Origin of the sequence: Streptomyces sp. S4.7 (assembly GCF_010384365.1) — a bacterium.
Lineage (GTDB): Bacteria > Actinomycetota > Actinomycetes > Streptomycetales > Streptomycetaceae > Streptomyces.
Map to the genome: position 1 here is coordinate 821,082 of NZ_CP048397.1, position 12,255 is coordinate 833,336.

The 12,255-nt window shown below is 70.9% G+C and carries 11 protein-coding genes and 2 pseudogenes; 7 read left to right on the forward strand and 6 right to left on the reverse strand.

What is annotated here, in order from left to right; all coding sequences use genetic code 11:
• The first annotated feature begins 590 nt into the window (after positions 1 to 590).
• Positions 591 to 1,064, forward strand: a complete 474-nt coding sequence (locus tag SSPS47_RS03615; RefSeq protein WP_203557778.1) for a VOC family protein — start codon at positions 591 to 593, stop codon at positions 1,062 to 1,064.
• A 303-nt stretch (positions 1,065 to 1,367) separates the two neighbouring features.
• Positions 1,368 to 2,434, forward strand: a pseudogene (locus SSPS47_RS03620) (YihY/virulence factor BrkB family protein).
• A gap of 447 nt (positions 2,435 to 2,881) precedes the next feature.
• On the opposite strand, the gene SSPS47_RS03625 reads toward SSPS47_RS03620, so the two are convergent.
• Positions 2,882 to 3,454 (reverse strand): Uma2 family endonuclease, encoded by a 573-nt coding sequence (locus SSPS47_RS03625; protein WP_103546212.1) that lies wholly within the window; start codon positions 3,452 to 3,454, stop codon positions 2,882 to 2,884.
• A 573-nt stretch (positions 3,455 to 4,027) separates the two neighbouring features.
• On the opposite strand from SSPS47_RS03625, the pseudogene SSPS47_RS03630 reads away from it, so the two are divergent.
• The 4 genes and pseudogenes from SSPS47_RS03630 to lnt form a co-directional block, all read left to right on the forward strand.
• Positions 4,028 to 4,156: pseudogene (locus tag SSPS47_RS03630) on the forward strand (undecaprenyl-diphosphatase); the annotation flags it as partial.
• A 194-nt stretch (positions 4,157 to 4,350) separates the two neighbouring features.
• Positions 4,351 to 4,521, forward strand: a complete 171-nt coding sequence (locus tag SSPS47_RS34715; protein WP_203557779.1) for a hypothetical protein — start codon at positions 4,351 to 4,353, stop codon at positions 4,519 to 4,521.
• A 191-nt stretch (positions 4,522 to 4,712) separates the two neighbouring features.
• Positions 4,713 to 5,186 carry a nuclear transport factor 2 family protein gene (locus tag SSPS47_RS03635; RefSeq protein ID WP_203557780.1) on the forward strand — a complete coding sequence of 158 codons (474 nt, stop codon included), beginning with the start codon at positions 4,713 to 4,715 and terminating at the stop codon, positions 5,184 to 5,186.
• 128 nt (positions 5,187 to 5,314) lie between these two features.
• On the forward strand, positions 5,315 to 6,931 hold the full coding sequence (gene lnt, locus SSPS47_RS03640; RefSeq protein ID WP_164248675.1) for an apolipoprotein N-acyltransferase: 1,617 nt from the start codon (positions 5,315 to 5,317) through the stop codon (positions 6,929 to 6,931).
• Here lnt and SSPS47_RS03645 read toward each other — a convergent pair.
• The gene (locus tag SSPS47_RS03645; protein ID WP_164248676.1) at positions 6,876 to 7,781 is read right to left on the reverse strand and encodes a Gfo/Idh/MocA family oxidoreductase; all 906 of its coding nucleotides are present in this window, start codon (positions 7,779 to 7,781) and stop codon (positions 6,876 to 6,878) included. The genes lnt and SSPS47_RS03645 overlap by 56 nt on opposite strands.
• A gap of 168 nt (positions 7,782 to 7,949) precedes the next feature.
• Between SSPS47_RS03645 and SSPS47_RS03650 the strand changes: the two genes are divergently transcribed.
• Positions 7,950 to 8,390, forward strand: a complete 441-nt coding sequence (locus SSPS47_RS03650; protein WP_164248678.1) for a hypothetical protein — start codon at positions 7,950 to 7,952, stop codon at positions 8,388 to 8,390.
• A 30-nt stretch (positions 8,391 to 8,420) separates the two neighbouring features.
• Here SSPS47_RS03650 and SSPS47_RS03655 read toward each other — a convergent pair whose 3' ends face one another.
• The 4 genes from SSPS47_RS03655 to SSPS47_RS03670 form a co-directional block, all read right to left on the reverse strand.
• Positions 8,421 to 8,879 carry a hypothetical protein gene (locus tag SSPS47_RS03655; RefSeq protein ID WP_164248680.1) on the reverse strand — a complete coding sequence of 153 codons (459 nt, stop codon included), beginning with the start codon at positions 8,877 to 8,879 and terminating at the stop codon, positions 8,421 to 8,423.
• A gap of 143 nt (positions 8,880 to 9,022) precedes the next feature.
• Positions 9,023 to 9,706 (reverse strand): uracil-DNA glycosylase, encoded by a 684-nt coding sequence (locus tag SSPS47_RS03660; protein WP_147875932.1) that lies wholly within the window; start codon positions 9,704 to 9,706, stop codon positions 9,023 to 9,025.
• 78 nt (positions 9,707 to 9,784) lie between these two features.
• Entirely contained in the window at positions 9,785 to 11,365 is a 1,581-nt protein-coding gene (locus SSPS47_RS03665) for an ABC transporter substrate-binding protein (RefSeq protein ID WP_164248682.1), read from the reverse strand.
• A 107-nt stretch (positions 11,366 to 11,472) separates the two neighbouring features.
• Complete coding sequence (locus SSPS47_RS03670) at positions 11,473 to 12,249, reverse strand: SDR family oxidoreductase (protein ID WP_164248684.1); 777 nt, start codon at positions 12,247 to 12,249, stop codon at positions 11,473 to 11,475.
• Between the last annotated feature and the right edge of the window lie 6 nt (positions 12,250 to 12,255).

Consider the following 12,255-nt stretch of genomic DNA (forward strand, 5'->3'; position numbering starts at 1 on the left):
ACTGCCTAGTGCCCGATCGGCGCCCGCTCCCGGCCCCGTTCCGGACTGCTCCCAGTACGACGACGATCATCGCCGGACGTCTCGACCATGGCGGACCTTCCCGCTCAGACCGGGACGGGCGACAGCGGCTCGACCGACGCGGCACCTGCTGCGTGCTGCCGACTTCCTGCGCGATCAAGGAGCACGGGGGCGTTCACCGAGGAGGAGCCGGCGGAGACGCCGAGTTCCACGACCGGCTGCCCGACACGGTCTGCCACACCGAGGGCCGCCTGCCAAACCCGACGGCCGCGATCGTGGACTGGCAGCCGGTGCGGGCGGTACCGGGCCTTCGGACGACGCCGGACTGCGCGACGGCCTGGAGGCCGAGGTGATGGGAGCGGCCCGCGCCGACATCGCCCTGGTGCGGCAGTGTGTGTGACGGGAGTGCAGGTCCCCGGGAAGACATCTGGCGGTGACGGTCCGGCCGCCGGTTGCGGGGTACCCGCACCAGGGGTCCGCTGAAGGGCGGGAGTCCGGGTTCTCAGGGAATCCGGGCCCGCAGGTCCGTTCAGTTGGAGGGAACGCGGAGGAGGCGGCCCGTAGGCGTAGGAGTGACCGGCATCGTCGCGACCACCGCAATGGTACGCGACCTCACGCGCAGCGCGAGCTGGTACTGCGAGGTGCTCGATCTGCAGTTCATCCGCGAATTCACGGTCGACGGCGCGGTATGGGGAGTCGTCCTGCACGACCGGGACGCGGACTTCGTCATCGTCCTGCAGGACCTGTCGACCGTGCCCGGGGTGCGGGACCTGCACGGCAGCCGCCCTCTGGTGCTGAACGCGCCCTCGCGGGAGACGGTGGAGAATCTGGCCGGGCGGTTCGGCGGGCTCGGGCTCGACCCGCGCGGCCCGGTCACCGACCCGGACGGGACCGTCGTGGACGTCGTCGACCCGGACGGGATCATCCTGCGTGTCCGGCACGTGACGAGCCCGCCGGACACCGGCTTCCAGGGCGTGGCGTACGACGCCGACGGCACGGTCACGGGCATCTACGCCACCCCGGCCCTCGACGTAGCCACGCCGTGATCGGTGCCGCCGGACGGCACCGATCACGGGCCAATGCCCGGCCGCGGGCCCGAGGACAGTGGAGTTTCGTGGTTCACGTCCTCGAACACCGGTAGACCGTCCACCAGGCGGCGGCGCACCCGGGCGGTTGCTCGGGACGGCGCCCCGGTCGATGGCGTAGGCGCAGCGGTAGCCGGTGGTCCGGGGGTTGCCAGGTGGCCCGGGCAACTGCGATCAAGGGCCGGCTTGCCGTGGCCGGGGGCCGTGCCGCCCGCTGGGGACCTGCATGTGACGGTGGGGCAGCGGCAGTATTCCCGGACGTTGATGCGGGGTGGCCCGTCCCGTAGCTGGCTGACGTCCGCCGGGGCGGTGCCCGTATTCTGGCCCCGTCTGTCCAGCCCTCCTGCAGCCCGTTTCCCTCGCCCTTTCGCGCGCGCCGGTCACGGACGACGCGTGACCACCGACGGGACACCGTGTGAGCACCGACCAGCCGGCAACTCCTCTGACTCCCTACCCGGCCCGCGTCGCGGTGCCGGGCCGACGCGACTGGTGGCCGGCCCTGCGCAGGACGCCGGCGGCCTTGCGAGGGAGGACGCGACGGACTGGGCTGCCGCGCTGACGTATTACGCGGTGCTCACCATCTTTCCCACCCTGCTGGTGGCGCTCTCGCTGCTCGGGATCGCCGGCGGCCCGGGAGCCGGGCACCTCGTCGACCAGGTGGCCGCCGTCGTCCCGGCGCGGGCGCGCCCCGCCGTGCTGGGCGCGCTGGAGAGCATGGCCGCCCAGCAGACCCCCGCGCGGCTGCTGGCCGCCTTCGGCACCGTCGGTGCCCTGTGGTCGGCTCCAGCTATCTGAGCGTCTTCCGTCGCGCGGTGCACGCCATGAACGGTGTCCAGGACCGCCGCCCGCTGTGGAAGAAGGCCCCCCTGACTGTGATCACCGCGCTCGCGCTGCTGACGCTGCTCGTCTCCAGTGTCCTGGCCCTGGTTCTCACGGGCGATGCGGCCCGCGCGGCGGGCCGGATCATGGGGGTGGACGGCGCCGCCGTCGCGGCGTGGAACGTCCTGAAGTGGCCGCTGCTGGCGTGCCTGGTCACCGTCCTGGTCCTGGTGCTGTTCCGCTCCGGCCAGGCCACTGCCTACGGCCTGCGGCACCGGGCCGTCGGCGGCATGCTCGCCGTCGTCCTGTGGCTCCTCGCGTCCGCGGGCTTCACTCTGTACACCACCAACTACGCGGGCACCTACGACCGTCTGTACGGGTCACTCGCGGGCATCGTCGTCTTCCTCGTCTGGCTGTGGATATCAAACCTCGCCCTCCTTGCCGGAGCCCAGTTCAACGCCGAACTCGCCACGCTCCGCCATACCCGGCCGGTCCCTTCCGACGGAGTCTGACGCCCCCTGCACGGGTGCCTCCGGGCCCGGTTCCCGCCGCCGGGCCGCACATTGGCCCGCCCGGTCGGGCAGGGAGCCCGAGGGCACCGAACCCCTACATGTCCGGTGTGGCACCAACGGGGCCGCGGACCCGGTACTGTCGCACTGCCCTGATGCCCGGGCGCGGCGGACTACTGCAGAGCCCTCGACGGGACGGGCTGAGCCGTCGGGGGTCGGGGCCCGTCCGGACGTCGGCCGAGTAGAGGACCCGTATGCGCCCGTGGCTTCGCCGAATACCGACCGTCCTCGGGTACACCACCGCCCTCCTGGCCGTCGCCGCCCTGTCCGTGGCGCAGGTGGTGAGCGTTCCGTCGACACGACCGCCTCGGCGGAGTGATCCACGAGTACCAACACGCCGCTTGACCTGCACGGACATGATTCTCGGCATGCACAGTCCGGGAGGGGTGGTCAGGGCACGAGGCTGTCGAGGTCGATGTCGACGGGGATGGGGACGGAGACCTTCAACCGGTTGCGGTGGATGCCGGTGGCCACGTAGGTGCTGGTCATGGTGTCGAGTTCGTAGGTGTGGACAGTGGGGGCGCCGATCTCGTCCTCGACGCGCCAGAAGTGGGGGATCCTGGCCTGTGCGTACTTGAAGGGCTTCAGGGAACGGTCGCGGTTCGCCGACTCCTCCGAGACGACCTCGATGACCAGGGCGACGTCTTTGGGCGCGTACCACGTTCGGTCGGGATCGTACGGGGCGGTCGTGACCAAGATGTCCGGCTCGGGGCGGCTCTTCTTGTCGAGCCTGATTGTCATCTCACGCTCGGCGTCGAACCCGGCGGGGGCGGCCTGGCGCAGGGCGAAGGTCAGGTTCTCCACCAGCCGGGCGTGCCAGGACCGCTGCGGCGACATCATGAAGATCAGGGCTCCGTCGATGAGTTCGGTGTGCCGCGGCGCCTGGGCGAGGAGGTCGAGGTCATCGGCTTCCCAGCCGCTGATCCTGGGCGGGATCATCCAGTCGGGGAGTTCGGCGGTCACGGCTTCCTCCAGGCGCCTCAAAGAGGTCAGGGGCCCTCATCCCGGATCGCGGACACGGGCGCAACGCTGGTGTCAGCATAGTCAAGCGACCGGACCTCTCACTCGGCCCGTGTGGATCCGAGGAGCCGGAGGCCCGGCCTCATGCATCCTGCCCTTGCCGAAGATCTCATCCGGGCTGGTGAGCGACCGGGGCGCGCACTGCGGCCAGTGCCTTGTTGGACAGTTTGGCCGCGGGTCGGGGGCCGGTTCCCCGCGACCACGAACGCCGGAAAGCGGCTGTACCTGGTTCGTCACGGCGGCAAGGAGTGGCTGGATGAAGATCGACACAGTCGCATCGCCGTGGAGACCCGCATGGGCCGCGAGGTCGCCGGCGTGGAAGGTCTCCACTCGCACGTTGCCCTGGCCATGGAGCAGGAGACTGCCGATTCGCTGCAAAGCAGGTGGCTGCGCCGTTCGTGGTCGGCGAGGGAGGGCACTGGAAAGGCGCCATCTCCCACTGCTCTACCATTCGATCTTGAAAAATGGTGGAAACCAGCAGGTCAAAGCCACTCAGGACACGTCGACATAGTTTCGTTCATGAAGTTCATCACGACCAAGAGCTTCATGCCGTTCGTGATCTACCGGATCCTGCTCGGCATCGTGATCTTCTTCCTCGTCGGTACGGACACCCTGAGCCCGCACGCGGGCGAATCGGCAGGCTGACCGGCGCCGACCACGCCGGGTGTGCTCAAGGACACGTTTGCCGCCCGCCCGGCCTCCAACTGCCTTACGGAGCCCAGAACCCTTGGCGCGACTGGGTTCACAGCTGACGCACCGTGGGGTTGCCCTCTCCGCGTGTGAGCTATGCCGCTCCCGGAACGGCGCGAGAAGACGACGGCGGCCCGTACCGTACCCGTATGTCCACAACTTCCTCCTCCGCTCCCGCGGCGTCCGGCGCCGTCGCGGCCAACGAGCGTATCCGCGCCCTGGTCGACGCGGCCGACGGCACGTGGCCGGCCGCGGAGTACGAAGTCCTGCTGCTGGAGTGGGCGGCCGCCCTGCACGACGGGGTCGACGAGGCCGCTTAGGGGCGTACGCCCAGGGCGCGTTTCGACAGTCGGACGAAAGGCCCGGCCAGGCGGTGACACCGTCTGGCCGGGCCTTTTTCATGGATACGGCGCATCCGGGCGCGCATCCGGGCGGCCGGCCGACTCGACCGGATGATCGACAGACCCGCACGGGCCTTGGCCTGGGACCGCCGCTGCCCGAGACTGACACGATGACGCAGCGTGTGGATCTCGCGACCGTGATGGACCGACTGGCCATCGACGAGGTGATCAGCGGCTACGCGGCGGCCGTGGACGATACCGACTGGCCCGGATTCCTTGCCCTGTACACGCCCGAGGGGCGGGCCGACCACCGTGCCGCCGGCGGGATCGAGGGATCGGCCGCCGAGGTGGCCGACTGGCTCGCCGGGGTCCTGGGGCGCTTCCCCGTGCGCCAGCATCTGATCGGCAACCGCCGGCTGGCCTTCGAGGACGTCGGCGGATATCCGGGCGACCGCGCCGAGGTGCGGGCCGACTGTCTGACCACGATGTTCCCGGAGTCCGGCGAGAGGACCACCTCCGTCGGCCGCTACACCTTCGGTCTCTCCCGGACGGACGACGGCTGGCGGCTGCACGGCGTCGTGGTGCGGGAGGGGGCGCCGGGCGGCGCGGGCGGCGCGGCCCGGCACCGGGACGGCGAAAGCTGACGCGCCGGGGGCGCTCTGTCGTCCCGCGCGCCCTCTCCCGCACACTGATCGCAAAGGCACCGCTCACCGGCGTCACCGACCGGTGCCGCCTATCTGCACCGCTCACGGGCGGGACGAGGGGGCGCGGTATGCGGGTTCCGGCCGGTCGGCGGGAGAGGTGGGTTCCGGCCGTCGGCCGGGAGGCGTGGGTCCGGCGCTCCACGTCGCGGGGGTGGCGCGGCGCCGCGGCCGTGACCGCCGGCGCGCTGCCCGCGCTCTCCTTTCCCGAGCCGGGGCTCTGGTGGCTCGCCTACGGGGCGCTCGTGCCCTGGATGCTGCTGGTGCGTACGGCCGCGACGGGGCGGCGCGCGGCCTTGGACGGCTGGCTCGGCGGACTGGGCTTCATGCTGGCCGTCCATCACTGGCTGATGCCGAGCCTGCATGTGTTCATCCTGGTGCTGGCCGCGCTGCTGGGGCTGTTGTGGGCGCCCTGGGGCTGGCTGGTGCGCCTGATGCTCGGCGGGCGTCCGTCTCCCCGGCGTACGGCCGCCGCGCTGGTGGTGGTGCCGTCGGGCTGGCTGGCGATCGAGACGGTGCGGTCCCTGGAGGGCCTGGGCGGTCCCTGGGGGCTGCTGGGCGCCAGTCAGTGGGAGGTCGCCCCCGCGCTGCGGCTCGCCTCGGTGGGCGGTGTCTGGCTGGTGACTCTGCTGGTCGTCGCCGTGAACACCGGGCTGACCACGCTGCTGACGGTCGCCACGGCGCGTACGGCCGTCGCCGTGGGGCTCGTGGCGTGCGCGGTCGGGGTCTCCTGCGCCTGGGTGTGGGCGCCGGAGCCGGAGCGGACCGGGCGGACGCGCGTCGCCGTCGTCCAGCCGGGGGTCTTCGCGGGTCCCGACGGCGTGGAGCGGCGTTTCGACCGCAGCGAGGAGCTGACCCGCTCGCTGGCCGGACGGGATCTCGATCTCGTCGTATGGGGCGAGAGCAGCGTCGGCTACGATCTCGGCGCCCGGCCCGATCTGGCGGCGCGCATCGCCGTGCTGTCACGGCAGGTGGGCGCCGATGTCCTGGTCAATGTGGACGCTTCGGGCAGGGACGGGGCGGGGCGCACGGGGATTTTCAAGAGTGCGGTGCTGGTGGGTCCGAACGGTCTGACGGGTGACCGGTACGACAAGATGCGGCTGGTGCCGTTCGGCGAGTACGTTCCGGCGCGCTCGGCGCTCGGCTGGGCCACATCTGTCGGCAAGGCGGCGGGCGAGGACCGTCGGCGCGGCACGCGCCAGGTGGTCATGGTGCTGCCCGGCGAGGGCCGGGGCGGGCTGCGGGTGGGCCCGCTGATCTGCTTCGAGTCGGCGTTCCCCGACATGAGCCGGCAACTGGTCAGGGACGGCGCGCAGTTACTCGTCGCGCAGTCCTCGACGTCGACGTTCCAGCACAGCTGGGCGCCGGAGCAGCACGCCTCGCTGGCGGCGTTGCGGGCGGCCGAGACGGGCCGTCCCATGGTGCACGCCACCCTCACCGGCGTCAGCGCCGTGTACGGGTCGCGCGGCGAGCGGACCGGCGCCCGGATCGGTACGGGCACCAGCGCGGGCGCCGTGTACGAGCTGCCGCTGACGCGCGGCACCACCGCGTACGTGAAGTACGGCGACTGGCCGCTGTACGGCGCGCTGGCCGTGCTCGCGGCCCTCTGCGCCGCCGAGGGCGCGCGGTCGCTCAGGCGGCCTGCGCCCGCGCCGCCCGCACCACCTGTTCACACAACTCGTGCGTAGCCAGCGCGTCCCGCGCGCTGAGCGTCTTCCCGGCCCGTACGGCGTCCAGGAACGCGAGCACGCACTGCTCGATCCCGCGCTGCCGCGCCACCGGCACCCAGTCGCCGCGCCGGCGGACGCTGGGCTGGCCCTTGTGGTCGACGATCTCGGCGAGATGGTGGACGGCCCGCTTGGTGTCCTGTCCGGAGACTTCGAGGATCTCCTCGGTGGAGCCGTTCATCCGGTTCATCATGCCGATGGCGGTGAAGCCCTCGCCGGAGAGCTGGAGCACCACGTGATGGGTCAGGCCGTCGCGCGTCCGGGCGCGTACGTCGATGTGCTCGACGGGGCCGGGGAGCAGGAAGCGCAGGGTGTCCACGACATGGATGAAGTCGTCCAGGACCAGGGTGCGCGCGTCCTCGGGCAGACCGATGCGGTTCTTCTGCATGAGGATCAGTTCGCGCGGGTGTTCCAGACACTGGGCGTACGCGGGCGCGAAACGCCGGTTGAAGCCGACGGCCAGGCTCGTCCCGCGCTCTTCGGCGAGGGACACCAGGCGCTCGGAGTCGGCGAGATCGTAGGCGAGGGGCTTGTCGACGAAGGTCGGCACACCGGCGTCCAGGAGCCGGGTGACGATCTCGGCGTGGGCGGAGGTCGGTGCGTGCACGAAAGCGGCGTCCAGGCCCTGTGCGAACAGCGAGTCGAGGTCGGCGTGGCGCCGCTCGCCGGGGATGTGGTGGCTGTCGCCGACCCGGGTGAGGGTGGCCGGGGTACGGGTCTGGAGGTGCAACTCCGCCCCTGGCAGCGTGGTGAGTACCGGCAGATACGCCTTCTGGGCGATGTCCCCGAGCCCTATGCAGCCGACCTTCACGTGCGTCTCCCTGTTGCCTCGCCGCGGTCCCGATCCCACACGCCGGAGCGCTTCTGTGCAGCATACGGGCGCCGCGGGAGCCCGCGGCCGGGGGCGCCGCGTCACCCGTGCGGGTAACAGCTTGCCGTTACCGCCCCGCCGCGGCTCCCGGCCGACAGAGTGGGCCGGGTGACACGGCGAACGAGAACGACAGCGGTGCTCCTGCTCGGTGTGGCCGTCGGCGGGATTCCGGCGTGTGTGGCGGTGGAGCCCGGTGCCGGGACGAGTGCGGGCGCGGGTGCCGGGACCGTACGGGCGGCTCCGCCGCGGGGCCCGGTCGAGCCGCGGATCGCGCAGCCGCCCGCCCGCGAGGTTCTGGAGGCCGCCGACCCGCCCACCCGTGCCCCTGCGACGCCGCGGGCCGTGGCGGAGGCCGTACCGCCACCGCCAGGGCGGCCCGAGCCCGTGCGTCCGCCCGCGCCGCGCCCCGGGCCCGCCCTGGTGGCCCCGCCGAAGGTGCCGGACCTGCCGGACACGGGCGCCGGGCTGTGCGCGCTCGGCGGCCGGTACGGGGGCTGGGCGCCGGCCAGCCCCCACAGGCGCGTCTGCGAGGCGGTGTACGGAGACTGACCCGGCTCGGAGCCCGGTCCCCGGTCCCCCTTACTCGTCCAGCAACTGCCGCTCCAGCCGCCCGATCGCGGTCCGCACGCCGTCGCTGCCGTGCCCGTCGTCCCCGAGCGCGTTCACGGCCGCGCGCGCCCGGGAGAGGTGGAGCCGCGCCGCGTCCGGGCGCCGGAGTTTCACATAGTCGGCGGCCAGGTTCAGATGGAGCGAGGGATAGAACGCCCGCACCGCCGGCGAGACGGGCGCCGTGACCGGTCCCTCCGCGGCGGTCAACGCGCGCAGGTCCCAGGCCAGTTCGTCGCCGGGGTCGTCCTGTGTGTCCGCCATGTAGTGCGCGAGTGTGCAGCGGTGGAGCGGATCGCCGGACTCGCCGATCTCGGTCCACAGCTCGCCGAACCGATTGCGCGCCTCCTCGCGGTCACCGCCGTGCAGCAGCATGACCGCCTGTCCGATCCTGGTCAGGACGCCGTCCTCCGCCACCTCGCGCTGCCCCATCGCCGCCGCCTCCCGCGCCCGTCCGGTCGATCCCGTCCGCTCGACGCTAACCGCAGGGACCGGCAATCCCGCACAGGCTCACCCGCCCGGCGCGGACCGCCGAGCGGGTGCTCACGGGCCGCGGCGGACGCGGCGGGACCCGGTCAGCCCAGGTCGGGGATGCGCCAGTCGATCGCCTTGTGGCCCTGGGCCGCGATCGCCTCGTTGATCTGCGTGAACGGACGCGAGCCGAAGAACTTCTTCGCCGACAGCGGCGACGGGTGCGCGCCCTTCACCACCACGTGCCGGCTCTCGTCGATCAGCGGCAGCTTCTTCTGCGCGTAGGCACCCCAGAGGACGAAGACCGCCGGGTCCGGGCGGGCGTCGACCGCGCGGATCACCGCGTCCGTCACCTGCTCCCAGCCCTTGCCCTTGTGCGAGTTGGCCTCGCCCGCCCGCACGGTGAGAACGGCGTTGAGCAGGAGCACGCCCTGCTCGGCCCACGGCATCAGATATCCGTTGTCCGGCACCGGGTGGCCGAGCTCCTCCTTCATCTCCTTGTAGATGTTCCGCAAGGAGGGAGGCGTGCGCACACCGGGCCGCACCGAGAAGCAGAGACCGTGGCCCTGGCCCTCGCCGTGGTACGGATCCTGGCCGAGGACAAGGACCTTCACCTGGTCGTACGGCGTGGCGTCCAGCGCGGCGAAGACCTCTTCGCGCGGCGGGTAGACCGGCCCCTTCGACCGCTCTTCCTCGACGAACTCGGTGAGCTCCTTGAAGTAGGGCTTCTGCAGTTCCCCGCCGAGGACGCCGCGCCAGGATTCGGGCAGCATGTCGGTGTCGGTCACGTCAACAACCTCCGGTAAGCGATCAGTTGGTCCACCGCTGAACCTACCGGTGACCACTGACAATCGCGGCTGCCGCGACTACCAGCTGGCCTTGCGGCTGAACTCCCACAGCTGCATGACCGTCTGCGGGTCGAGCGCCCGCTCGCCGCCGCTGATCTCCTCCGAGGCCGCGACGTAGAGCTTGCCCTGCCACAGCGGCAGCAGCCGCACGTCGTCGACGAAGATCTCCTGGGCGCGCTCGAACTGCTCGATGACCGCGCCCCGGTCGCTCTCGCGCCGCGACTGCGGCAGAAGCTCCGTGGTGATCTCGGGGCTCTCGTAGGGCGTGCTCAGGGCGTTGTTCTTGCCTACGAAGGGGGCCACGAAGTTGTCGGGGTCCGGGAAGTCGGGGAACCAGCCACGGCCGAAGACCGGGTACTCGCCCTTCTGGAAGCCCGCCTGGAAGTCCTTCCAGGGCTTGCTCTTCAGCGTGATCTCGAAGAGGCCGGACGCTTCGAGCTGGCGCTTGAGCTCCGCGAACTCGGCCACCGTGCCCGAGCCGTACCGGTCGGTCGTGAACCAGAACGTCAGCGGCACGGGCGTGTCGATGCCGGCGTCCTCCAGGATCGTCCGCGCCTTGCCGACGTCCGGGTCGCCGTACTTGTCGAAGAAGCTCGTGGCGTGCCCCGAGATGCCCTTGGGGACCATGGAGTACAGCGGCTCGGCCGTGCCCTGGTAGACCTTGGCCACGAGCGCGTCACGGTCGACCACCTGGGCCACCGCCTGCCGTACGGGCAGCTTCGCCGCCGACTCGTCCTTGGGGTTGAACACCAGGTAACGGATGTCGGCGCCGACCGTCTCGACCAGCTGAAGGTGCTCGTTCTCTTCCTTCTTCTGTTCGAGTTCGACGACTTCCTCCGAGGTCAGGCCTCGGTAGATGACGTCGATCTCCTTCTTCTTGAGGGCTCCGAACATTTTGTCGGAGCCCTGGAAGTACTGGATCGTGACGGCCTTGTTCTTGCGGTCGGCGAACCCCTTGTAGCTGGCGTTCTGCGCCAGTTCGGCGTTGCTGCCGACCGTGTACGACTCAAGTGTGTAGGGGCCGGAACCGGTCAGCTCGCCGTCTTCGCGGAGCTTGTCGGCCGGGTACTCCGCCGGGTCGACGATGGACATCGCGGGGGCGGCGAGCACGAACGGGAACGTGGCGTCCGGCTTGTTCAGGTTGAACGTGACGGTCAGCTCGCCGTCGGAGGTGACACCGTCGAGCGACGCGAGGAGTCCGTTGGGACCACCGTTCACGTTGATCTTCACGATGCGGTCGAAGGAGTGCTTGACGGCGTCGGCGTCGAGCTCGTGGCCGTTCGAGAACGTCAGCCCGTCGCGGAGTGTGCAGCGGTAGACCTTGTTCGTCGAGTCCGTGAATTTGCAGTTGTCGGCGGCGTCGGGCTGGGGGGTCGTGCTGCCGGTGGGGAAGGCGACCAGGGTCTGGAAGACGTTCCTGTACAGCTCCCACGAGTTGTCCCACGCGGCGGCCGGGTCGAGCGTGCTCGGCTCACTGGTGGTGCCGACCGTGATCTTCTGATCCCCTCCGTCACCGTCCGACGAGAACAAGCCACATCCAGCCAGCAGGGATATGGACGCGAGAGCTGCAGCGGCCTGCAGACTGGTCCGGTTGAACACGTGCACGCTCCTTGTTCAGCCACGAGTCGGCCGACCATACCGCAGCGCCCCATCGGTTCAATATGCAGGTCCGATGGGGCACTTGAAGCATTCACTGACAAAACGTGTCAGTGCACACCAGCATTGAGGAAAATTCCGCCGTCGACGGCCAGCGTCTGGCCGGTGATCCAGTCCGACTGGTCGGACGTGAGGAAGGCCGCGGCGCCGCCGACGTCCTCCGGAACACCGAGGCGCCCCAGCGGATAGGACGCGGCGGCCTCCGCCTCCCGACCCTCGTAGATCGCCTGCGCGAACCTGGTCTTGATCACGGCGGGGGCGATGGCGTTGACCCGCACGCCCGGCGCGAACTCGTGGGCGAGCTGGAGGGTCAGATTGACCATCGCCGCCTTGCTCATCCCGTACGCCCCGATGAACGGCGAGGCCGACACCCCGGCGATCGACGCGATGTTCACGATCGCACCGCCGTGGTCCTTCTGCCAGGCTCGCCAGGTCAGCTGGGCGAAGCCGAGGGCCGAGATGACGTTGGTCTCGTAGACCTTGCGCGCCACGCCCAGATCCAGCTCGGCCATGGGGCCGAACACGGGGTTCGTCCCCGCGTTGTTCACCAGATAGTCGACACGGCCGAACGCCTCCATGGTGCGGTCGACCGCGGCGGCCTGGTGGGCCTCGTCGTGGGCCTTGCCGGGAAAGCCGATCACCCGGTCCGCGCCCAGCCGCTCCACGGCCTCCTTGAGGGCGTCCTCACCCCGTCCGGTGATGCACACCCGGTCGCCGCGGGCGACGAGCGCCTCGGCGATGCCGTATCCGATGCCGCGGCTTGCGCCCGTGATCAGTGCGACCTTGCCGCTGTCGGGCCGGCCGCCGTCCTTCGGCTGCTGCGTCATGTCCGT